The organism is Enterobacter adelaidei, from assembly GCF_041937165.1.
GTDB classification, from domain to species: Bacteria; Pseudomonadota; Gammaproteobacteria; order Enterobacterales; family Enterobacteriaceae; genus Enterobacter; species Enterobacter adelaidei.
This window is the reverse complement of sequence record NZ_CP154353.1, coordinates 2,790,575-2,813,968: the sequence shown is the minus strand read 5'-3', so window position 1 is coordinate 2,813,968 and position 23,394 is coordinate 2,790,575. Positions and strand designations below refer to the sequence as shown.

Sequence of the window (23,394 nt, the reverse complement as noted above, 5' to 3'; positions counted from 1 at the left end):
CATTATTTGATGATTCGTGATTTTCTATGCGTCAAATAACCTGGTTTTTTCACGCTATTTACCGCCATTATCTTATTGACAAGCTGTTAGTCTTGACCGCGTAAAAAACCATCCAGGGGAGAGTCATGGCTATACAGGGTATTGAAGGGGTAATCAGTCAGTTGCAGGCAACGGCGATGACGGCCCGTAATCAGAATGTGGCAGAACAACAGCCGAGCATCAGCTTTGCAGGGCAACTGCATGCCGCTCTTGACCGTATCAGCGATACCCAGACCGCCGCACGGACCCAGGCAGAGAAGTTCACCCTCGGTGAACCGGGTGTGGCCCTGAATGATGTGATGACCGATTTGCAAAAAGCTTCGGTGTCCCTGCAGATGGGGATCCAGGTGCGTAACAAGCTGGTGTCGGCTTACCAGGAAGTCATGGGGATGCAGGTTTAAGACCTGTCGATCTTCGCTGGCAGCCTTAGCGCTTTAATGCCACAATATTTTTTTCTTCGAATGCAGGAAAGGTGATGAAAAAAATAGCAATTGCTGGTGCGCTGCTGGCACTGACCGGGTGCGTTCAGGTCGATAACTATAAAGAAGTGATCAAGCATCCTGTTCCGGCGGAACTGGCGGGATACTGGCAGTCAAAAGGGCCGCAGAGCAAAATGGTCAGCCCGGAGGCGATTGCCACGCTGGTGGTGACGGAAGAGGGCGATACGCTTGACTGCCGTCAGTGGCAGCGAGTGATTGCCGTGCCGGGTAAAATCATGCTGCGTTCAGACAGTTATTACAATGTAACCCGCAAGCTGGATATCTATCCGCTGGAACGTGATGGTTTAACGCTTGAGTACGACGGACTGGAGTTGCAGAAGGTGGACCGCCCAACGGTTGAGTGTGCTGATTACCTGAGCAAAAATCCGCTGGAGAGTAAGGCGCCTTAACCAATTTTGCCGGGTGGCGCTGACGCTTACCCGGCATTGTTTTTACAGCGCTTCCTCTATTACCCAAATGCTGACGCTCCCGCCTTTACAGGTAAACGTCCCTTCGCCATCCGCGGCCGTGGTGATGGTCTCTTCGCGATTGCCGAGGAAATCCCGCCACGTTTTATTACCGTAGTTTTCCCCAAGACAAATCACTTTCTCTCCATCGTCACCATTTGACAACACGACCACACAGCCGGGATCGTCCTCGGTACCGCTGCGGCTGAAGGCGATACAGTTAGGATGGTCAAAAAAGAGCGTCTGCACGCCGTGGGCAAAGCGCTGACGAGCGAGGATCAATTCGTGGAGCTGCTCAATGACCGGCATGTCTATATGGTACATTTCACCGTCGCCCCCCGTATCGTCATAACTGGCACCGAAGAGATCGGGATAAAAGACGCTCGGCACACCATTTTCCCTTAGCAAGATCAACGCATAAGCCAGGGGTTTAAACCAGGGTTCGACCGGTGCCTCCAGGGCCTGCAAAGGTTGGGTGTCGTGGTTAGCCACAAGGGTTACCGCATGAAACGGATCGGCTTCCACCAGCGTACCGGTGAAGATTTGGCTCATGTCGTAATCCCGTCCCTGGCGTGACGCTTCGTGGAATTTCATCTGCAGGGGGGCGTCAAACAGCATCGTTTTACCCTCGACCTGGTCAATATAGGCCTGGAGCTTATCCACTTCGTGGGACCAGTATTCTGCCACGATAAACAGCGGCTGGTCCGCGACTTCCTGAACGTGTTCAATCCACTCTTTGTAAAACCAGGCAGGAATATGTTTAACGGCGTCCAGACGAAAACCGTCGCAGCGCGTCTGTTCCATGACCCAGCGGGCCCAGTATTTGATCTCTTCGGTGACGGCATGATTGCGAAAGTCGATATTTTCGCCCATCAGATAATCGAAGTTACCCATTTCATCATCAACCTGATCGTTCCAGCCTTCGCCGGTGTAGTCGTTGACGATTTTAAAGATGCCGTCTTCAGAAGGGTTTTCAATATGGTCGACGCCGCTGAAACATTTGTAATCCCAGATAAACTGCGAATATTGCCCGGCGCGGACAGGGAAGGTGTAACGTGTCCAGGCTTCACACTCGATGACCTCGTCATCAATTTGCGTGCGGTCCTGTTCGTTTACACGCTGAACGCGGACAGACTCTTTCTCATCTGCCCCCATTTTATGATTCACCACCACATCCAGCAGCACCGCAATGTCGTTGCTTTTAAGCGCGTCAATGGCTTCCAGCAACTGTGGTTTGTCGCCGTATTTGGTGGCGATGCTGCCTTTCTGGTCAAACTCACCGAGATCGAATAAGTCGTAAGAATCATACCCAACCGAATACCCACCAGACGCGCCTTTATAAGCGGGTGGCAGCCAGATCATATTGATGCCGATTTCGTTAAGATTGGGGGCTAATGCCGTGACCTCTCGCCACAATTCACCGCCAGCAGGGTAGTACCAGTGAAAACATTGTAACAGGGTGGGGTTTTTCATCGTCCGTGCTCCGTTTTGAGAACACAGTGAGTATGGGCGAAAAGGGGATAAAACGCGGATGAAATCACAAAATAATATTCATCCGCAAAAGACCATATCCAGACTAGAGATCAGAGGGAAAGAGAACATTTCCTGATAAACGTCCATAAGTTGAGTTCAGATTATGTTGTCTCGACGTCTGTCCAACCAGTGCTTTCAGCTCTTCCATACGCTGGTGCAGCAAGGTTTTCAACTCGATTTCATTATCGAGTATTTGTTTCAGAATAGGGCGTATTTGCGCCTGAATATGAGGCGGAATTTCGCTGGCATCCTGGAACATGGTAAGTTTTTCAACTGATGTCAGATAATCAACCTCGTAAGCGATAAGCTCGTCCCAGCGCCCTGCCTGGGTAAGAACAAGCATCGTGTTACTGGTTGTTAATAACTGCTGATAATGTTGGAGCAAGCCGAGATGGACGTCCATTAGTAATTGTCCCGCATGTTTTGAGAATGAGGGCCTATCTCTTTCCAGGCATCAGCAATGTTATTGAGTAACTCCACTACTTCATTAATGGCATTGATGTCGTTATGAAGATTAGCCTGTAAAAGACGCCTGGTCATATAGTCATAAAGACTATCGAGATTTGCCGCCAGGTCGCCACCAATCTCATGGTTTAGACCTGACTGCAAACCGTTACTGATGATATTGATTGCTTTACTTATGGCCTGCCCTTTACCGGGAATATCACCTTGTTCAATCAAAATGATGGCTTTCTTCATGGCACTTAATGCGCCATCAAAAAGAAGCACAACCAGTTGATGTGGGCTGGCACTCAGAACGGCCGATTCAACGCCGACCTGAGCATATGCCTGAATTCCCGATTTTGTATACATGGTAAAACCTCAATTCATCATTTATTAACGGTTCATGGCGTTAAACTGTTGGGTCAGATAACTTCCGGTCTGATCCATCTTTGAGACAAGCTGGCTCAGACTGGTAAATTGCGTTTTATAACGTGCCATGGTGGCAGTGATCTGCGCGTTTACGCGATCGTATTCGTCCGACAGTTTTTTCAGCGTCTTGTTAATGCCCGCGGTGGCATTCTGTACGGAACCATCAGTTCCGAGCATGTCTTTCAGCAGACTGCTGGTCTGGGTGGCAAACCCGGTGGTTTTTCCATCGCCGGACAGGAACGCGACGACGTCAGCCGATTTTTCGTTCAGTGCCTTGTTGAGTTTGGTACTGTCCACCGTCAGCTTACCGGTGATATCCTGCGTAATCCCAATCTGGGATAAAGTGGCCAGATCGCCTGAACCCTGACTGGCCGAAATCATCGAGCGCAGACGGGTCTGAATATTACGCAGCGTTCCGTCGCCCAACAGATCGCCGTTGCTGCTGTCCTGGTTGGTGCTTCCCTGATCGACCGCCGTATATTTCGTCTGATTGGCAATAGTGGTCTGCAGAGAGTTATACGCATCCACAAAAGCCTGAATGGCATCGGTCATTGGCTGGTTGTCTTTGACAATTGACAATGTCTCCGGGCTGCCTTTATTGGTCTTCGTCAGGTTTAGGGTAACGCCCTCTGGTGCATCCGTGATGGCATTACTGCTACGAACGATCTCGATACCGTTGATATTGACTTTAGCGTCGGCGGCTGGAACCTGTTCACTCATCACGTTGGTGGCGCTGGATGGGTTGTAGCTGACGTATTTCGCCAGTTGGCTATCATCCGTCGTAATGGTCATCTCGTTTGCTGTACCAGTATCACGGGAAGTCAGCGCTAAGTAATAACTGTTGTCATCCGCTTTGATAATGCTGGCGCTTACGCTTCCCTGCTTGGCGTTAATAGCGTCACGCACATCGGCAAGGCTGGTCTTATCGCTCGCCAGGGTGATCGTTAACGGATCTTTCTGCCCCGGCTGAGTGATTGTGAGGGTGCGCGTGCTCATGCTGCTGTCGCCGAGTTCGGTATCCTTACTGCCGACTTTAGGGCTCAACAGAGACTGCGCAGCCGCCAGTTGCGTTACTTCAACGGAATAAGATCCTGCCGCTGCGCTGCTGGCAAGCGTTGCACTAAACGCCGTGTTAGTGCTGGAAACTTTTGATTGTGCAATAGCAGAGGTATTTTTTAATGCATCTGAAGCAGTCTGTAATTTAGTGAGTGCTGTCTGCACCACCCCCCATGCTGTCAGCTTGGCTTTATATGACGTTTGCTGGGTAGTGATAGGCTTTAGCTTGGTTTGCTCAGCTGTCTGTAAATTGTCATACAACGTATTGAGGTCCAGTGAAGTACCTGCGCCGAGTGAACTAATACTTGCCATTTTTTCATCCTTTATTGAGACAATCGCTGGATGGTCTATCGGCAGAAACGAGAAAAAGATTAGCGCTATTTAAAAAAAACAATGCGTAAATAAAGAGGGAGAAATTCGGGCAGTTTACAGGTTTAAAAAAATGATTTTTTTCCTAAAGCTTGAGAAAGGACGGTCGATAACCTCATTGACGGTGAGAAAGCCGTAGGCAGATGCCTAAATCTGATAACTTTTTCAAAGGAATACATCATGGCTGTTATTAATACTAACACCCTGTCTCTGATGACTCAGAACAACCTGAGCAAATCTCAGTCTTCTCTGGGCACCGCGATCGAGCGTCTGTCCTCCGGTCTGCGTATCAACAGCGCGAAAGACGACGCTGCTGGTCAGGCGATTGCTAACCGTTTCACCTCTAACATCAACGGTCTGACCGTTGCTGCACGTAACGCCAACGACGGTATCTCTCTGGCGCAGACTGCTGAAGGCGCACTGGGTGAAATCAACAACAACCTGCAGCGTATCCGTGATCTGACCGTGCAGGCGCAGAACAGCTCTAACTCTGCTTCCGACATTGACTCCATCCAGGCTGAAGTTAACCAGCGTATGGAAGAAGTGAACCGTGTGACCAAGCAGACCGACTTCAACGGTATCAAAGTTCTGGATACCGGCACTGGCTCCAGCACCTACAACTTCCAGGTTGGCTCAAAAGATAAAGAAACTATCGGTATCACTCTGAGCTCCAGCGATAGCTTTAACCTGGCCGCTGCTGGCAACACCGGCGCGACGCTGAACACCAAAGCAATGACCACTGGTGACGTTGTTAACGGTAACCAACGTACGACTGCAGCAGAAGGCTTCGACGTTCTGCACGGTGCGGTAACTGGTGGCACTGGTGGTACTGCAGCAGGTACTACCCCACTGGCAGACATCGATAAGGCAATCAAATCTGTAGACAACCAGCGCAGCCTGCTGGGTGCGTCTCAGAACCGTTTCGAGTCCACCATCACCAACCTGAACAACACCGTGAACAACCTGTCCGCTGCCCGCAGCCGTATTCAGGATTCCGACTACGCGACTGAAGTGTCCAACATGTCCCGCGCGCAGATCCTGCAGCAGGCTGGCTCTTCTGTACTGGCTCAGGCCAACCAGGTTCCACAAACTATGCTGTCCCTGCTGCGTTAATCGCTGTTATGACAGACAAAAAGCGCCGCATGTCGGCGCTTTTTTCTTTTAAAATCAAGATGAAATAAGAAAAGAAAAAAAGATCAAAAGATCTAAAGTTTGTAAGTGCCCTGTCGATAACCTTTATGAAGGCGATGAAGCCCCTGGCAGCTAGCCGGAACTCATAATCAATTAAAGGATACTTACCATGGCAGTGATTAATACTAACACTCTGTCGCTGATGACTCAGAACAACCTGAGCAAATCTCAGTCTTCTCTGGGCACCGCGATTGAGCGTCTGTCCTCCGGTCTGCGCATCAACAGCGCAAAAGACGACGCTGCTGGCCAGGCGATCGCTAACCGCTTCACCTCTAACATCAACGGTCTGACCGTTGCTGCACGTAACGCCAACGACGGTATCTCTCTGGCGCAGACGGCAGAAGGTGCACTGGGCGAAATCAACAACAACCTGCAGCGTATCCGTGATCTGACCGTTCAGGCGCAGAACAGTTCTAACTCTGCTTCCGACATTGACTCCATCCAGGCTGAAGTTAACCAGCGTATGGAAGAAGTGAACCGCGTAACGACTCAGACCGACTTCAACGGCATTAAAGTTCTGAACACCGGCACTGGCTCCAGCAGCTACAGCTTCCAGGTAGGTTCTAAGGATCAAGAAACTATCTCTATCAGCCTGAGCAGCTCTAACGCCTATAACCTGTTCAACGCCTCTGGCGCAACCTCTGTTACCTCTGGTCAGAGCATCAACGGTACCGCACGTACTACTGCAGCAGAAGGTTTCGACGTTCTGAGCGGTACGGTGACCTCCGGTGGTACTACCGATGGTAGCCCGCTGGCAGATATCGATGCGGCAATCAAATCTGTAGACAACCAGCGCAGCCTGCTGGGTGCGTCTCAGAACCGTTTCGAGTCCACCATCACTAACCTGAACAATACCGTGAACAACCTGTCCGCTGCCCGCAGCCGTATTCAGGATTCCGACTACGCGACTGAAGTGTCCAACATGTCCCGCGCGCAGATCCTGCAGCAGGCTGGCTCTTCTGTACTGGCTCAGGCCAACCAGGTTCCGCAAACTATGCTGTCCCTGCTGCGTTAATTTTGATAACGCAAAAAAGGCATCTTCGGATGCCTTTTTTATTTCCCAATCGCCGGATTTAAACCCAATTACACAAGCTATTTTTCCTCTTAAACCGTCCTCTATCCCTCACAATATTGCATTACTGAAAATAGATCTGTAGGCGTCCTTGTGGCGGCGTTAAGGATAAAAAATGCCTGAAATTCTGATAAGTGTGGACAAACTGGACGCATGGTCTGCTTCCTGCACGGAAGTGCTCGACATAGCTGATGCCCTGCTAAGACAGGAATGGCGCGTGATTTTATGTACCTCGTTTATCGGGAAGCGTCTTCAGCCTGAAGTGGCGCGACTGGAGGCAACTGGAGCCCTGACGATTGTTACAGAGAATTCGGGAGAGCTGGCCGCGCACTATGACGTTATATGGGTCGTCAAAGGCTTTTTTAGCGAGAAACTGCTTACTGCTCTGCATGAGCAGAAAACTGCGGGATCTTTTATCTTCCGTCATTACAGCGATTACAATGATCTTTATATTCCATGGGGTGCCGAGCTAGAGAATGCTCTGGCAACCCGCGTGCTTGGCCTTTCAGCATTTACTCAGACTATCCTGCTACAGACGGGGATCCAGGAAGACAAGCTACGCCTGATGCCGTGGATCGTGCCGGACGCTTTCTCCGACGTTTACGCGAAGCGTGAGGCGCAAGAGTTGCGTCGGATTCTCTATATCGCGGATAAAATGTCCGCTGAAATGTATGAAGTGCAGCAGCGCGCAGCTCAGTCGCAGCTACGCATCGAATGGCTCGATTTAAGTGTTCAATCCGGGCGAATTGAACCGGAGTGGCTCGCGGGTTATGACGTTATTATTACCGATGAACAATATGTTCCTAAAGCACTTGTTCTCGGCGTACCGGTCTTTTTAGCCCACGGGAACTACGTTGAAGGGTATCTGAGCGATGCAAATCTTCCGCACTATGAAGCTAACTATTTCTCCGGGGTAAATCTGCGTTTTTGCCCGGGAGCAGACGAGTGGATTCAACTGCTGACCGACGGCTATGACGATGCCATGAAATGGGTGCAGAGAAATCATCAGACATTCGTATCACGCTGGAGCCTTGAGCAGAATATTCTCGCTGTGCTGGATTTTCCTGCGTCGCAAACGCCTTATACGCTTTCTGAAAAAGATCGCTACGCGCTGGCATTCCACAGCAAAGCTCTGCTGGTCCAGCAGAGCGAAAACTACTCTATCACCCGCTGGATGAAGGATCGAAATATCACGAACGCGCGTCGTGAAGCTTTGCGTGCCTTTGCTGATGCCTTTCCGGCTAGATCCAGCCTTGGTGTTGTTATCCTCGCGCAGAATAAAACGAATGAAGAGTACCTGATTACCCATGCATCGGCGCTCGCTCAATCGCTAGCGCCGATCTCCGTAGAGGTGGCGCATTCTATTTCCGATATTAATGCGTTACTGGAAAACAGCCCTGCTCAGGCGCTGCTGATGCTACCTGCGGGCTACACCCTGTTAGATGACGCGCTGCTGCGGTTTGCTGAGCACCGAATTCATCATCCAGAGGCAAGTGTCGCCTATTGTGACGAAATGACGATTGCCGAAAATGATGAACCTGTTGTCACCTTGCGCCCCGGGGTTAATATCGATCTCCTGCGCAGTCAGCCTTACATTGGACAGGCGTTGCTCATAGATTGTCATGCGGCAAGGGCCGCAGGAGGGTTGGACCCTCTCTTTACCAATATGCCATTTATCGATTTGCTCTGGCGTCTGGTCGAGAAGCAGGGTACCAGTGTCTTAACGCATGTGCCGGAAGTGCTGATCTGCAATTCGGAACCTGCGCAACGCTGGACAGAACAGCCAGGTCTTATGGATCAGCATCGGAATGGCGTACTGGCCCACCTTATGCGGCTTGGCATCTCTGCCTCCTATGAGCAGGCATCCGCTCACGCTCTGCCTCGCCTTCGCTATCACTGGGACGCCCAGCCGATGGTCTCTATTATTATCCCCACGCGCGATCGGTTTGCTTTACTAAAGAACTGCATTGAAAGCCTGATGGAAAAGACCCGCTATGCGCGCTATGAGCTGATGATCGTTGATAACCAGTCGGTAGAGGACGATGCCTGCCGGTTCCTGAACGATTTAGCGAGTCTTGGGCTGGAACAGGTGCGGATATTGCGTTACGACGCGCCATTCAATTTTGCTGAGATGGGCAACGCCGCCGCGCAGCAGGCGAGGGGGGACGTGCTCGTTTTCCTTGATAACGATTGTGAAATCATTGATGGCGGGTGGCTGGAAGCGTTACTGGAACACGCATTACGCCCGGAGGTGGGTGTGGTAGGGGCTCGACTGGAGTTTAAGGATGGACGGATCCAGCATGGCGGCTATCTGACTGGCGTTCAAAACGGTGTGGAGGTTGCTTTTGCCGGGGCTGGAGGGGCTGACTCAGGTTTTCAGGACTATCTTTGCGCTCCACATAATGTAACTGCAGTGAGTGGTTCTTGTATGATGCTGCGAAAAGAGGTTTTCTTTGCACTTAACGGATTTACGCAAGAACGTTATCCCGTCTATTTTGCCGATGTTGACCTGGGAATAAGGCTGCAAAAGCAGGGCTACTTAAACGTCTGGACCCCCTATTCGCGCGTTCAACATATGGGCGGAGCGACACGTCTTCTGGCCGATAAGTACCAGATTCCCGAACGACCGATGTTGGAACACTTTACACAGTTGCGTAACGAGTGGAAGGCAGAGCTGCTCAACGATCCTTCTTATCATCCGCTGATGCAAAAATCCGGCGCGCTTTTCACCCTGAGTGTAAACACCGCGCGTCTGCATGCACCTTTGCCGGGACGTCCTGTGCCGGTTGTGCTGGCGCATCATGTTGACTGGAATGGCTGCGGGCATCACCGGGTTATGCAGCCGTTTAAAGCGATGGAGCGCCATCATATGCTGGAGGGAGGAATGATGAACAGCATCCCTTCCGTCATGGAAGCCGCGCAACTTCAGCCAGATGTGATTTTACTTGAGTCCCTCACCGGTAGCCGTTTCCCGGACATTATTCAGCAGTTGCGTGAGGTCTGTAATGCCAAAGTTATCATTGAATACGATGATTTCTTACTTAACGTGCCGTTGAAAAATGGTAATCGTAATAACTATCCGCAGCATATGGTGAAGAGCTTCCGCAAAATACTCGAAAGCGCAGACAGAATTGTTGTCTCAACGGCGCCGCTTGCTGAAGCCTATAGCCGTTACCATCACGATATCCGCATTGCACAGAACCGCCTTGCACCCGACCAATGGGGACATTTGCAGAGTCAGCGTGGGGTGGGTAAAAAATTACGTGTTGGCTGGGCGGGGGGGAGCACCCATGCCGGGGATCTGCAAATCCTGCTACCTCTGATTAAGGCACTGGAAGATGATGTTGAATGGGTCTTTATGGGGATGAAGCCGCGTAATGTCCATTGTGAGTTCCACCCTGGCGTTCCTTTCGAGATGTACCCGGAAAAGCTGGCCAGCCTGAATCTCGATCTGGCCCTGGTTCCTCTGGATATCAATCAGTTCAATGAATGTAAGAGTAATTTACGTCTGCTGGAAATTGGTACCTGTGGAGTACCGATCATTGCCACGGATATTGCTCCGTACCGTTGTGGGCTACCGGTGACGTTGGTGGAAAACCGTTATAAGGACTGGATGAAAGCCATTCAGTTATACCTCAATGACGCGGATTACCGTATCCGCCAGGGGGATGAACTCCGGGATGCCGTGCAGCGTGACTGGTATCTACGTGATAATGGACTCAATGACTGGCAACAGGGGTGGCTGGCATAATGACTATGCATATAGATCTTCATTCTCCCTACCTGATTGCCGCGCCGGACTACCGCGAGTCGTCGTTGGGTATTCAGGTACTTCACCGTTTATGCCATATGATCAATGAGCGCGGTGGTCGCGCCTGGATGGTCGGTTGTACCGTCAACCCCGACTGGAATGCGCCAGCGCTTACGCAAGAAGCCTATGAACAGGTCATCTCCAGCGGCAAGTCCTGGATTGCTGTTTACCCGGAGGTAACAACGGGAAATCCCTTTTCTGCGCCAGTAACCGTCCGCTACATGCTAAACAGGGAAGGGGTCATCATGCAAAATGCCATTGAGGCCAGTGCTGACGATCTCTTTTTCTGGTATCGCCCTGAGTTTGCAGACAAAGAACCCAATCCGAACATTCTGGGGATTGAATGTTATGACCTCTCACTCTTTCAGGATGACCAGCCAGTTAAAGATAAAGACTTTCTCTACCTGAACAGGATCCCTGAATCTGCGCTTGATTTATCGGGGCTGCCAGAAAATATCACCATTTTGTCGATGCGTAATCCTTTGTCATTACGCGATCTGGCGATGCTTCTCAAACGCGGGCGGGTGCTTTACACCTATGAGTCGTCAGGAACCTGCCTGCTAGCCATGCTATGTGGCTGTCCGGTCGTTTCGTTGTCGGCTCCTGGCTACGAACATTATGCGTTGAATGAGCAATCGTTACAGGATATCGGTGGTGCCGGTTTCGGTTACTCCGATTCCCCGGAAGCACTGGACGAGATTCGGGCAGGGCTACCGATTGTCCGTGACGTTGTTCTGGCCAAAAGGCGGCTTCTGGATACCCAGTTTGATCATTTCCTGTCTCTAACCCAGGCGAAAGCGCAGCAGCACGATGACGTAAAGGAGCGCACCTCATTCAGCCACTGGCTTTCTCACCGCACCCTGCCGACGACGGTTACGGCGGAAACCCGTCTGCTGCACGTTATCCTGTGCCCGAATGCGCAGGTGAGTGCTATCGACGCATCCGTCGCCTCACTTACCCGTCAAGGTGTTGATCCACATACAATTCTTCTTGTTGCGCCAGAGCCAGGGTATCGCGCTAAGACCATGGATATTCGCGCGGTTACGGGAGATAGCTGGGTTAGTACTGTAAGGCAACTGGCAGAAACAGAGGCATTCGACTGGCTGCACTGCATCGACGCGGGTGTTGAATATACTGCGGCAAGCATCGGGATGATGCGTAATATGCTCTCACATGCCGGGGAGTGTCAGGCCATTTATACGGATGAGGCGGTACGCGCTGACGGTGGTGAAATCACTCCGATACGTAAACCAGATTTCAATCTCGACCTGTTCCTCGCTTCGCCTCACCGCTATTTACGGCGCATCTGGTTCCGGCGCGAGAGCTGGCTGAGCGCGGGTCAATTTAACCCTGAATTCAGCCAGGCTTTCGAATTTGACGTGTTGATCGATTATCTGTTGCAATGGGGAACTGGCTGTATCGGGCATATTGCAGATATTACTACCCTGGTGCCTGCCTCCGTATTTGACTCCCCAGCTTCGCTCGAAGAAGCACAGATCCTCCAGCGTTATCTGCAGCATCGTGGATTCTCTCAGGCCCAAGCCGGGCAGCAAAAAAATCTGACATGGCGGATTAGTTACCCACAGCCAGAACATGAAAAAGTCAGCATTCTGCTCGACGCGGGCGACGATCCGGCGTTACTGATCCGCTGCGTTGAGAGCCTCATAAATAATACCGAGTGGCAGAACAAAGAGATTCTGCTGGCGGTGGCTGAAAATGCCAGTTCAGCAATGATTGATCTTATCAAGCAGATGCAGGAGGTGATGCCATTAACGGTGATCGTCTGTGGAGTTGAGCAAAACTTCGCAAGTCGCATGAACCTCCTGGAGCAAAATGTGACTGGCGATTTTATTTTACTTCTGGATCTCCACACGCTTTTTGTCCTGAAAAACTGGCTGACAACATTGCTGAGCCATGTAATTCGCCCTGAAGTGGGAAGCGCTGGGCCGAAATTTATCACCACCGACCAACGGTTGCTGAGTGCGGGTATGATCGCTGGGGCCGATGGTTGGGTCGGACATGTAGGTCAAGGGGAACCCTGGCAAACAGAAGGGGAGCTGTCGCGCTACCAGTGCGAGCAAAACTATACCGTTCTGAGCAGCAACTGCCTGCTGGTAAAGCGTGAGGCATGGCAACGGGTCGGAGGGCTGTCGGTTGAATATGACGACCAGCACGTCATTGATATTATTCTGCCTCTGAAGCTAAAGCGTGCTGGTTATCTTGCCATCTGGACGCCGTTCAGCGTTGTAGTATCGGACAATACCCGGCTTCTCGAAAAGATTTGCGTCAGCGAGAGTACCCAGCGCCAGACATTACTCGCGGAGATGCCGGAGTTTTTCACTGACGATCCGGCCTATAACCGCTATCTCAGTCTACAACGTCCATTATTCCGTCACGGGCCTTTTATAACCAACGGATCTGAAGATTTCTCCTCGACGCGCGCAAATGTTCTGTTGCTGAAAAATGGTGAGGACTGCGAATACTCGAAACGTATCGCCGACTTGCTGCAGAATCTGTCGACAGATAATGCTATCTGCCTGAAACGAGATTACTCCGACCTCACCGTGCCAGAAATATTGCGTCTCGTACCGAATATTGTGGTGCTAACCCACGCCCCGGATAAGGCGCTTTCAGCACGTCTTGCGGCGGTGAGCCAGATTATTCCTTTGCGAATTTATGCGCTGGCGGATTCAGGCGGGCCAGGGAATAACACTCAGGACCAGGTAAGCGTGGTGACGCACTGGCTTACCTGGTCTGCAGAGCGTGAAGCTCAGTTAGGCAAACGAAAGCGGCCGGTGTCGTGCCTGCCGGTGTTGCTGGGGCGTGAATGGGTGGCGCAGGCAAGGCCGATTTCGGCCGAACGCAGACGTGTATTGTGTATACCGGAAGCGTTATCTTTAAAAGAGCGAGAATTCATTAGCCGGATTATCGCCGCCACGCACACCAGGGTGGATTGGATCATTTTGGGGGAATGGCCACCGGCGTGGCTGCCTATGGTCGCAGAAACGGTTCGCTGGCACGGGGAACGGATGTCACCTGAACAGCTGCATCAGTTGCAAGCCGACACAGCGATTATTTTCAGGCTGAACAGCGACCAAAACCGCTTTAAAGATGACTATCAGGCGGTTCAGCTCGCAGCCTGTGGAATAGCGATCGTGGCTAGCGATGTTCCTTCATTGCACAACGATCTCCCTTTCCGACGCCTTAATGCTGACCCTCAGGTCTGGCAGAACGAAATCGCTAATGCTAACAGCCACGTGGTTAGCCAGCGGGAGATTAACGCCTTCATTTACCATCGGGAGTCCATCCCGGAGGTTGTCCGCAGGCTGTTTATGTAACAAAGGGCACTTTCCGGGGCGTTTTTTGCCCGGAAAGCTGAGCCGTTTGGGTAATTGAGTCCTGAAAGGTGTCTTGTTTTACCGATAGCAACTGCGTGCTCATCGCTATGATGGGACACCGCCCCTTAGTCCACAGGTTCTCATATGAGTGATAACGTCTATGTTACCAGCCCGCTTTTGCCTCCTCTCGAGGAATTTCTTCCTTATCTGGAAAAAATCTGGCAAAACCGGATCCTGACAAATGGCGGCGAGTTTCACCAGCAGCTTGAGGCTGCGCTTGCAGAATATCTGGGTGTGGAACATCTGTGTCTGTTTTCTAACGGAACGCTGGCGCTACTGACTGCGCTACAGGCGCTGCGCATTAGGGGGGAAGTGATCACCACGCCTTATTCGTTTGTGGCAACGTCGCATTCGCTGCTGTGGAATGGCTTAACGCCGGTGTTTGCAGATATTGATCCGATTACCTGCAATATCGATCCGTCCAAAATAGAATCTCTGATCACCCCGGCGACATCGGCAATTTTGCCTGTGCATTGCTACGGTATTCCATGTGATGTGGATGCTATTCAGAAGATTGCAGATGCCTGGGGGCTGAAGGTTATCTATGATGCTGCACATGCTTTTGGGGTGAAAAAACAGGGACAAAGCGTGCTGAACTGTGGCGATCTGTCAATTTTAAGTTTTCACGCGACTAAAGTGTTTAATACCTTTGAGGGCGGGGCGATTATCTGTCCGGATGCGAGAATGAAGCAGCGCATCGATTATCTGAAAAATTTTGGCTTTGCGGGCGAAACCACGGTGGTCGCGCCAGGTATCAACGCTAAAATGAATGAGGTCCAGGCTGCGTTTGGCTTAGTCCAGTTGCAGCACATTGACGGCGCACTGGCGTCTCGCAAAGCGATTTACGAGCGTTACTGTGAGCTGCTGCAGAGCATTGAGGGTGTTTCTCTTTTCTCCGCGCCGGATAATGTTGAGTGGAACTATGCTTATTTCCCTATTTTGGTCGATACGACTTTCCCCATCAGCCGTGACTGTCTGTATGACATGCTGAAAGCGCAGAATATTTATGCCCGCCGCTATTTTTATCCGCTCATCAGTTCATTTTCGATGTACCGACATTTGCCATCGGCCAGTCCTGACAATTTACCCGTAGCGGACAGCATTTCGCAGAAAATCCTTTGTCTGCCAATTTACCCTGATTTGAGCGTAAGCGATCAAAAACGGGTGGTGGACATCATTAGTCAGTGCGACGCGCATATGGCCCATCAGCCCTCAAGTACGCCCGTGATCGGAGAGGTGGCATGAAGCTGGGTATTTACGGTGCGGGTGGACTGGGGCGCGAAGTGTTGGTTCTGGCGCAGCAACTTAATAGCACGCGGCGCTGGGAAGAGATTTTCTTTATTGACGATGTGACCAGCGAAAATTTCGTTGCTGGTATCCCTGTGTATCACTTTGCGCTGCTGGATCATGCCCACACGGAAATCGTCATCGCGATTGGTGAACCGGTTGCCCGTCAGAAGCTAGCCGAGAAAGTGCTCAAGAAAAGCGCACTTTCGACGTTAATTCACCCTTCGGTGTTTATCCCCCCCGGCAGCCAGATTGGCGCAGGGGCGATCCTCTGTCATGGCACATTTATCTCCTGCGACGTCACCGTGGGGGAAAATGTGCTGGTTCAGCCGCAGGCTTGTCTTGGTCATGACACTGAGGTGAAAGCGCACAGCGTGATATCGAGCAATGTCACCTTAGCCGGGCATTGCCAACTCGGCCAGCGGGTATTCATCGGCATGAACTGCGCGGTGAAAGAGAATACCGTTATCGGCGACGATGCCATCGTCGGGATGGGAAGTGCGGTCTTTAGTGATATTCCTCCGGCGACCATCTCTCTGGGAAACCCGGCTCGGGCAATGCGCAAAAATGAGCAGGGAAAAGTATTTAAGTAATTGTTTATGAGGAGTTGTAAGAATGACGAATTTAGTGAAGTACAACACTATTTTTGTGGAAACGTTTGAAGTTTCTGAAGATGTTTTACCGGGTTATAAGTATCAGGACACTCCCTCATGGGACTCGGTCGGCCACATGAGCATGATTGCTGCACTTGAAGAGACCTTCGATATCATGATGGATACTGAGGACATTATCGATTTTTCCTCATGGGAGAAGGGCATAGCGATACTCAAAAAATACGATGTTGAAGTGGCTTAATTAAAAGGAGAGGCAGCATGTTACTGGCCGGGAAAACTGCCGTAGTTACAGGATGCCTGCAGGGAATTGGTAAGGCGACGTTGGTCTCCTTTGCCCGCCAGGGTGCGAACCTGTTTGCCTGCGTTCAGCAGGAAGACGAAACCTTTTTGATGTTTATCGATGAGCTCATTGAAGAACATGGCGTGCAGATAACACCCGTCTATTTTGATCTTCTTGACGATGCTTCGATCAAACAGGCTGCAATGACCATACAAAAGACCAAACAGCCGATTGATATTTTGGTCAATGTCGCGGGGGTGACGTTGGATGCGTTGTTCCCGATGGTTACCATGGAACAGTTGCACAAAACCTTTGCCATCAACTTCTTTTCGCAAATGGTCTTCACACAATACATGTCGCGCCTGATGCTGCGCCGCAATCGCGGCAGCATAATCAACATCGCCAGCATTTCTGGCCTGGATGGCAACGCGGGGCAACTGGCGTACTCCGCCTCTAAGGCGGCGATGGTGGCTGCAACCAAAACGCTGTCGGCGGAACTGGCGCCTCAGGGGATACGCGTTAACGCCGTGGCTCCTGGGGTTATAAGAACTGCCATGACGGAAAATCTACCAGAAGGAGTGGTGGCGGAAAAGCTGGCGGCATCGGCATTGCCGCGTATGGGTCTTCCGGAAGAGGTGGCTGACACGCTGTGCTGGCTCGCCTCTGATGCGGCAGGTTACGTCACAGGTCAGGTTATCCGCGTTGATGGTGGCATTGGACATTAAGGAGATCGTTATGCTGTTAAAAAATAAGAATGTCATTATCACCGGCTGCAAACGGGGTATTGGTCGGGCGATGGTCAACGCATTTGCCGCGAATGGCGCAAATATTTATGCCCACGCCCGCAGCGCAGATGATGATTTTTTGACGGATATGGCGGTGACTTCTGAACGTCACGGTGTGGAAGTCTGGCCTCTTTGTTTCGAACTGACCGATAGTGCGGCGATGAAAGCGGCCATAAAAAAGCTGATGAGCGATAAGCGACCGCTGCACGGTCTGGTGAATAATGCGGGAATTACTCATAACGCGCTATTCCAGATGACTACGGAGCAGGTGCTGCGTCAGCAGTTTGAAGTGAATTTCTTCGCGCTTTTCAATTTTACCCAGTCAGTCTCAAAGCTGATGGCCAGGCAAAAGCAGGGGAGCATTGTGAACATTGCCTCGACTGCCGCGCAGGATGGCAATGCGGGAAAATCCGCCTATGGCGCGTCGAAAGCTGCGGTGATTGCGTTGACCAATGCCATTGCGACCGAGCTTGGTGACGTCGGGATCCGTGCGAACTGTATTGCGCCGGGTATTACCGATACGGATATGCTGGGGACGCTACCTCCGGCCATCATAGAGCAAACCCGCAATCAAACCGATCTTCGCCGTTTGGGTCATCCAGCCAACATTGCAGATGCGGCGGTATTCTTAGTCTCCGATTTGGCCGGCTACATCACCGGCCAGACGCTTCGCGTGGATGGAGGTTTATGATGAGCGCTGCAGAAAAACTGGAGTCTGCGGCGCGTCAGATCCGCCGCTCAATCATAGATACGGCGTTTAATGCGCCTGCCGATGGCGTGCATCTTGGCTCAGCGTTGTCGATGGTCGACATTGCAGTTGTGCTATATGGTGCGGTAATGCGCTATCAGCCGGAGAATATGGCGTCGCTGGATCGTGATCGTTTCCTGTTGAGTAAAGGCCATGCCGCGCTGGCGTTATACACCGTGCTGCACCATTACGGCGTGCTTAGCTCGGCGCAGCTAGCAACCTTTGATTGCAACGGCTCCCTGTTTCCTGCGCTGACGCCGATGAACCCGGCGCTGGGGATTGATTTTGCAGGCGGCTCCTTAGGGCACGGCGTGGGCTATGCCAGCGGTATCGCGTGGCACCAGCGCCTGAAAAAACTGCCGTGGAAGAGCTATGTTGTGCTCGGCGACGGTGAGTGCAATGAAGGCACCATCTGGGAAAGCGCACTGTTTGCCGCGCATCACGGCCTGGATAACATCACCGCAATTATTGACGTTAATGGCTATCAGTCGGATATCGCCTGCGAGAAAACGTTAAAAATGGACTTAGTTTCACTGTGGCAGGCATGTGGCTGGCATGTTGAGGTCTGCGATGGACATGACTTCGGCGCGCTGCAGCGGGCGTTTAGTGTCTCCTCTTATGGGAAACCAAAGGCGGTGATTGCCAGCACCCTTAAGGGGAAGGGGATTTCGTTCATGGAAAATAACAACGCTTATCATCGCGCAAAACTGTCGGCTGCTCAGCATCAGGCCGCGCTGGAGGAGTTGAAATGAATCTGTCCGTTTCTCCGGCTGAGGTTCGCGCCTGGTCTATGATGGGCACCCGTGGGACGTTCGGCGTCGCGCTGCTCGCTCTGGCACAACAAAATCCTCATATCGTTGGCCTGACGGCAGACCTTGGTATTACGTCAGGTATGGAACGTTTTAGCCATACCTTCCCCGAGCGCTATCTGAACGTGGGCATCGCCGAGCAAAATTTGATCGGCGTGGCGGCGGGTATTGCTTCGCAGGGTAGTATTCCCTTTGCCACCACCTTTGCGAATTTTGCCGCGCTGCGCGCTTGTGAACAGATGCGCCACTACATGGGCTATCTGCAGGGAAATATAAAAGTCGTGGGTCTGGCATCGGGCTTTGCTATGGGGATGTTTGGTACAACGCATTATGGTATTGAAGATATTGCGACGCTGCGCTCGATTGCGAATCTTATGATCCTCTCTCCCGCGGATGCCACAGCTACCGCGTTGATGACGCTTGCCGCTGCGCAGCATGATGGCCCGGTCTATCTGCGGCTGACAGGCGGGATGCGTACGCCGATTGTCTATCGCGAAGCCCGTGAATTTATTCCCGGCAAAGCCAATCAACTGCGCGCGGGTCGCGACATCGCCTTGGTAGCGACCGGCAGCATGGTTTCGCCCGCATTAAAAGCAGCTGAAACCTTGTCTGAGCGAGGCATTGAGTGCAGCGTTATCGATATGCACACCATTAAACCGCTCGACACTGAGATACTGAAAAAGCAGCTAGGCTGTCGATTAATGGTCAGTATTGAAGAGCATAGCACCATCGGTGGTCTGGGTAGTGCGGTTGCTGAGTATATGGTGACCCTGGCTGATGCACCGCGCCTGTTAACGCTTGGCATTGCGCAGGGATACGCCCATGCCGGGGAATATGGCTGGATGCTTGAGCTGAATGGGCTCACGGCGCCGCAGATTGTGGGCACGATCCTGGAGCATGCGTAATGAAAGCATTTTGGGCGCTCGAACAACATGGCGATCGTATCGCCGCCGTTAATGAACAGGGTGAATCACTGAGCTACCGCGAATTAAATCAGGCCGTCACTCGTCTGGCGGCGGAATTACCTGCTCGTGCGTTAGTCTTCTGCCTTTGCGAAAACACCTTCGGCGCGCTGGTAGGCTATCTTGCCTGCCTGAATGCCCATGCGGTACCGCTCATGCTGGATAAGTCGATTGCACCAGAACGGCTCGGGCAACTGCTGGAACGCTATCGTCCGGGGTTTATTTGGCAGCACTCTAACGGGAGTAGCTCGGTCGATTCATACTTCGGCTATTCGCTTCACGAGTTGCATCAGCCTGCTCCGCCGATGGATAGATCTCTGGCGTTACTGATTGCGACTTCCGGCTCTACCGGGAGTCCTAAACTGGTTCGTCAGAGTTACCAGAACCTCCTCAGCAACACCTGCAGCATTATTAATTATCTGGGTATTGATGGTAACGAGCGCCCCCTTGCGTGGTTACCGATGAACTATGTGTATGGCTTATCCATTATCAATACCCATCTTGCGCAGGGAGCGACGTTACTGCTGACCAATAGCAGCCCGGTTCAGCCCGAATTCTGGCAGTTCCTCAAGCAGCAGGGTGCAACCTCCTTATCCGGCGTACCCTATAGCTGGGAGATGCTGAAGAAACTGCGTTTTATCCGCATGGATCTCCCTTCATTAAAAACGTTAACCCAGGCCGGCGGAAAGCTGCGCCCCGAGCTGCACCGGGAGTTAGCTGAATGGGCCGGGCAAAAAGGTATACGCTTTTTTGTTATGTACGGCGCCTCGGAGGCCACTTCACGCATGGGGTACCTGCCGGCTGAACTCGCCGCCAGCAACCCTGGCGTGATGGGCATGGCGATCCCCGGCGGTCGTTTTGCGCTTGAGGACGATGACGGAAATGAGGTCATCGCGAGTGGTCAGCGCGCGGAGCTCATTTACTACGGCGAGAATGTGACGCTGGGTTATGCCACCTGCCGCGAGGATCTCAACAACGGTGATGAGCGTCGAGGGCGTCTGGCGACGGGCGATCTGGCCCTGCGCGATGAAAAGGGTTTGTACACCATTGTTGGGCGTAAATCGCGTTTTTTAAAAGTTTTTGGTAACCGCGTTGGGCTTGATGAGCTGGAGCACCTGGTGAACAGTTCTTTCCCTCAGATGGAGTGTGTGGTGACTGGCCGGGACGATCGCGTTCAGGTGTTTATTACCGACGCGGCTGCGGCAGAGCCGGTAAAACACTATCTCTCGACCTCATGCAATCTTCATCACTCAGCGTTTAACGTCGTTAGTATAGATACCATCCCCAAGAATCCGGCGGGTAAAACCTTATACCGTGAGCTGGAGGCGCTCTGTGACTGAGTTTGACGAGTGGCTAAGCCAGGACCCTTACGCCTTAACGCGCGAGGAAAAGCGCTCCGCGCTGCTCCAGCGTTTGCAAAAACTGACCCGGCATCACCAGCAATATTGCACCGCCTACCGCAATATACTGCAGGGGCTGGGAAGCCGTGTTGAGGACATTAAGACGATTGAAGATATCCCATTTATACCGGTTTCATTGTTTAAATTGCTGGCGTTAAAAAGCGTTCCGAATGAAGACGTGGTAAAAACCATGACCTCATCCGGCACTACCGGGCAAAGCGTCTCACGCATCTTTCTCGATAAAACCACGGCAGCACGTCAGCAAAAAACGCTGGTCAGAATTGTGAACCATTTTACTGGTGCGGGCCGACTGCCGATGTTGATTATTGATACCCCCGCCGTAATGAAAGACCGGAATATGTTCTCGGCTCGTGGGGCCGGTATTCTCGGATTTTCAATTTTTGGTTCAGATCGCTTCTATGCATTAAATGATGATATGACGCTCAATTACGACGGGGTAAACGCTTTTCTGGCGCGCCACCAGGGGAAGTCGATCCTCCTGTTTGGCTTTACCTTTATGGTCTGGCAGCATTTTTACCAGGCGTTAAACGCAAGTGGTCAAATGCTGGATCTGGCGAACGGGATCCTCATTCATGGCGGCGGCTGGAAGAAACTGCAGTCGCAGGCGGTTACTGCGGATGCTTTCTCGAAGGCGCTGCACAACGTCAGTGGTTTAACGCGCGTCTACGACTATTACGGCATGGTGGAACAGACCGGCTGCGTATATATGCAGTGCGAGCACGGGCATTTTCACGCCAGTATTTTCTCCGATGTGATCGTGCGCGATCCGCTTGATTTTTCTGCCTGTCCTCCGGGTAAGCCGGGTATTGTCCAGGTAGTGTCCACTCTCCCCGAGTCCTATCCGGGGCACTCACTCCTGACCGAGGATGAGGGCGTTCTTCTGGGCGAGGATGATTGTCCATGTGGCAGGGCAGGTAAGTATTTTCGAATTTTAGGCCGACTAAAAAATGCAGAGACCAGAGGGTGCAGTGATACCTATGCCGCAGAATTTTGACGCCCTGCGCTACCGCGTGGGTAATGCCCAGGTACTGGCGCAGATGGTGCATATCAAACCGCGCGTACCGTTCGATGACGAGATCCTGGAGTTTTTACAGGCATTCTCGCGAACGCTGCTTGCGCTGGCGCAGTCACGTGAATTCAGCGATGTGGTTTCCTTGGCATTCTGGTGCCGGAAATCTGCTCTCAGACAAATGAAAGAGACTTACACACCAGACGGTATCTTGCTGGGGAGAGGTGTTGTCTTTCATATTGCCCCGTCAAACGTCGCGGTCAATTTTGCCTATTCTTTGCTTACCGGGCTGTTGACCGGCAATGCGAATATCGTTCGTCTCCCGTCTAAAAAATTCATTCAGGTTAATATTATTTGCCAGGCTCTTAACCTGACGTTGGAAGAGCATGCGGCTATACGCGAATTGATTTGTCTGGTTGAATACAACCATGAGGATGAAATAACTCAGGCACTTTCCGCAGTGTGTCAGGCACGTTTAATCTGGGGGGGCGACAGGACGATTGCAGATATTCGTAAATTTTCCCTGCCACCCCGCACGGTGGATATTGCTTTTGCTGACCGGTACTCCATTTGTGTTATTAATGCTGATTATTATCTTGCTGTCGAAAATAAAAGGCGTATTGCTGAAGATTTCTTTAACGATACGTTACTAACACAACAGCAAGCTTGTACAGCACCGAAGCTGGTGGTATGGACGGGAGAGAAGGAGAGTAAAGCAGCGGCTCGAGAGCAATTTTGGTCAGGTTTTCATCGCTGGCTTTGTGAGCGACCGGCACCTGAATCCGTCGCAGTAGTTAACGCTCTGGCTAATTATTGCCAATACGCCGCAGAAGACCCGCGGTTAAAATATATTGCGGCACCCACCCGGCGTTTTTTACGAGCAGAAGCGACCGCTGTCAGCCAGAAAATGCTGGAGGAACATCGCGGCGATGGCCTTTTCTATGAATGGTTGGTTGATGATATACTGGAGATCGTTCCGGTATGCGGTGTGAAATGCCAGACGCTCGCTACGTTTGGCGTTCCACAAGAAATGATTAATCGTCTGATTATTCAGGGCGCACCTAAAGGTATTGATCGCATTGTTCCGCTTGGGCAAACCATGAACTTCTCTTTGCACTGGGACGGATATGATTTGCTGAAAATGTTGACCAGAACCTTAGACTTTAAACGCGGGTAACTTGTCGGCCACAC

20 protein-coding genes are annotated in these 23,394 nt (G+C 51.7%); 16 read left to right on the top strand and 4 right to left on the bottom strand.

All coding sequences use genetic code 11. The features are described from left to right. The first annotated feature begins 125 nt into the window (after nt 1–125). Both fliE and yedD read left to right on the top strand, forming a co-directional pair. Complete coding sequence (fliE, locus tag AAHF05_RS13710; protein WP_028019587.1) at nt 126–440, top strand: flagellar hook-basal body complex protein FliE; 315 nt, start codon at nt 126–128, stop codon at nt 438–440. Between the two features lie 74 nt (nt 441–514). Beyond that, nucleotides 515–928 carry a lipoprotein YedD gene (gene yedD, locus AAHF05_RS13705; protein ID WP_108089646.1) on the top strand — a complete coding sequence of 138 codons (414 nt, stop codon included), beginning with the start codon at nt 515–517 and terminating at the stop codon, nt 926–928. A 42-nt stretch (nt 929–970) separates the two neighbouring features. Here yedD and amyA read toward each other — a convergent pair whose 3' ends face one another. The 4 genes from amyA to fliD all read right to left on the bottom strand — a co-directional run bounded on the left by amyA (nt 971) and on the right by fliD (nt 4,759). Next, a complete protein-coding gene (amyA, locus tag AAHF05_RS13700; RefSeq protein ID WP_129323339.1) occupies nt 971–2,458 on the bottom strand; it encodes an alpha-amylase in 1,488 nt (495 codons plus the stop codon). A 103-nt stretch (nt 2,459–2,561) separates the two neighbouring features. Further along, complete coding sequence (gene fliT / locus AAHF05_RS13695) at nt 2,562–2,921, bottom strand: flagella biosynthesis regulatory protein FliT (RefSeq protein ID WP_028019584.1); 360 nt, start codon at nt 2,919–2,921, stop codon at nt 2,562–2,564. Beyond that, nucleotides 2,921–3,331 carry a flagellar export chaperone FliS gene (gene fliS, locus AAHF05_RS13690; protein ID WP_021241380.1) on the bottom strand — a complete coding sequence of 137 codons (411 nt, stop codon included), beginning with the start codon at nt 3,329–3,331 and terminating at the stop codon, nt 2,921–2,923. The genes fliT and fliS overlap by 1 nt, the downstream gene beginning before the upstream one ends. A 24-nt stretch (nt 3,332–3,355) precedes the next feature. Further along, nucleotides 3,356–4,759, bottom strand: coding sequence for a flagellar filament capping protein FliD (fliD, locus tag AAHF05_RS13685; protein ID WP_049005150.1), 1,404 nt, complete (start codon nt 4,757–4,759; stop codon nt 3,356–3,358). Between the two features lie 237 nt (nt 4,760–4,996). Between fliD and AAHF05_RS13680 the strand changes: the two genes are divergently transcribed. From AAHF05_RS13680 to AAHF05_RS13615, 14 genes are all read left to right on the top strand, one after another. After that, nucleotides 4,997–5,929, top strand: coding sequence for a flagellin (locus AAHF05_RS13680; protein WP_108089649.1), 933 nt, complete (start codon nt 4,997–4,999; stop codon nt 5,927–5,929). Between the two features lie 187 nt (nt 5,930–6,116). Then, nucleotides 6,117–7,022, top strand: coding sequence for a flagellin (locus tag AAHF05_RS13675; protein WP_108089650.1), 906 nt, complete (start codon nt 6,117–6,119; stop codon nt 7,020–7,022). Between the two features lie 172 nt (nt 7,023–7,194). Continuing rightward, nucleotides 7,195–10,830 carry a glycosyltransferase gene (locus AAHF05_RS13670; RefSeq protein WP_374936341.1) on the top strand — a complete coding sequence of 1,212 codons (3,636 nt, stop codon included), beginning with the start codon at nt 7,195–7,197 and terminating at the stop codon, nt 10,828–10,830. Next, nucleotides 10,830–14,228, top strand: coding sequence for a glycosyltransferase (locus AAHF05_RS13665; RefSeq protein ID WP_129323341.1), 3,399 nt, complete (start codon nt 10,830–10,832; stop codon nt 14,226–14,228). The genes AAHF05_RS13670 and AAHF05_RS13665 overlap by 1 nt, the downstream gene beginning before the upstream one ends. A 144-nt stretch (nt 14,229–14,372) precedes the next feature. Then, nucleotides 14,373–15,533, top strand: coding sequence for a DegT/DnrJ/EryC1/StrS aminotransferase family protein (locus AAHF05_RS13660; RefSeq protein WP_129323342.1), 1,161 nt, complete (start codon nt 14,373–14,375; stop codon nt 15,531–15,533). Further along, entirely contained in the window at nt 15,530–16,168 is a 639-nt protein-coding gene (locus AAHF05_RS13655) for an acetyltransferase (protein WP_129323343.1), read from the top strand. The genes AAHF05_RS13660 and AAHF05_RS13655 overlap by 4 nt, the downstream gene beginning before the upstream one ends. Before the next feature lie 22 nt (nt 16,169–16,190). Next, a complete protein-coding gene (locus AAHF05_RS13650; protein WP_129323344.1) occupies nt 16,191–16,430 on the top strand; it encodes an acyl carrier protein in 240 nt (79 codons plus the stop codon). A 17-nt stretch (nt 16,431–16,447) separates the two neighbouring features. After that, on the top strand, nt 16,448–17,194 hold the full coding sequence (locus AAHF05_RS13645) for an SDR family NAD(P)-dependent oxidoreductase (RefSeq protein WP_332616004.1): 747 nt from the start codon (nt 16,448–16,450) through the stop codon (nt 17,192–17,194). Between the two features lie 10 nt (nt 17,195–17,204). Beyond that, nucleotides 17,205–17,945: an SDR family NAD(P)-dependent oxidoreductase gene (locus AAHF05_RS13640; protein ID WP_129323346.1), complete on the top strand. Its 741-nt coding sequence runs from the start codon at nt 17,205–17,207 to the stop codon at nt 17,943–17,945. Next, nucleotides 17,942–18,754, top strand: coding sequence for a transketolase (locus AAHF05_RS13635; protein WP_241697855.1), 813 nt, complete (start codon nt 17,942–17,944; stop codon nt 18,752–18,754). Before AAHF05_RS13640 ends, AAHF05_RS13635 begins: the two co-directional genes overlap by 4 nt. Continuing rightward, nucleotides 18,751–19,716, top strand: a complete 966-nt coding sequence (locus tag AAHF05_RS13630) for a transketolase family protein (RefSeq protein ID WP_129323347.1) — start codon at nt 18,751–18,753, stop codon at nt 19,714–19,716. Before AAHF05_RS13635 ends, AAHF05_RS13630 begins: the two co-directional genes overlap by 4 nt. Further along, nucleotides 19,716–21,113 carry an AMP-binding protein gene (locus AAHF05_RS13625; protein ID WP_129323348.1) on the top strand — a complete coding sequence of 466 codons (1,398 nt, stop codon included), beginning with the start codon at nt 19,716–19,718 and terminating at the stop codon, nt 21,111–21,113. Before AAHF05_RS13630 ends, AAHF05_RS13625 begins: the two co-directional genes overlap by 1 nt. Beyond that, a complete protein-coding gene (locus AAHF05_RS13620; RefSeq protein WP_129323349.1) occupies nt 21,106–22,188 on the top strand; it encodes an acyl-protein synthetase in 1,083 nt (360 codons plus the stop codon). Before AAHF05_RS13625 ends, AAHF05_RS13620 begins: the two co-directional genes overlap by 8 nt. Continuing rightward, nucleotides 22,172–23,380, top strand: coding sequence for an acyl-CoA reductase (locus tag AAHF05_RS13615; RefSeq protein WP_129323350.1), 1,209 nt, complete (start codon nt 22,172–22,174; stop codon nt 23,378–23,380). Before AAHF05_RS13620 ends, AAHF05_RS13615 begins: the two co-directional genes overlap by 17 nt. Nucleotides 23,381–23,394: the final 14 nt, after the last annotated feature.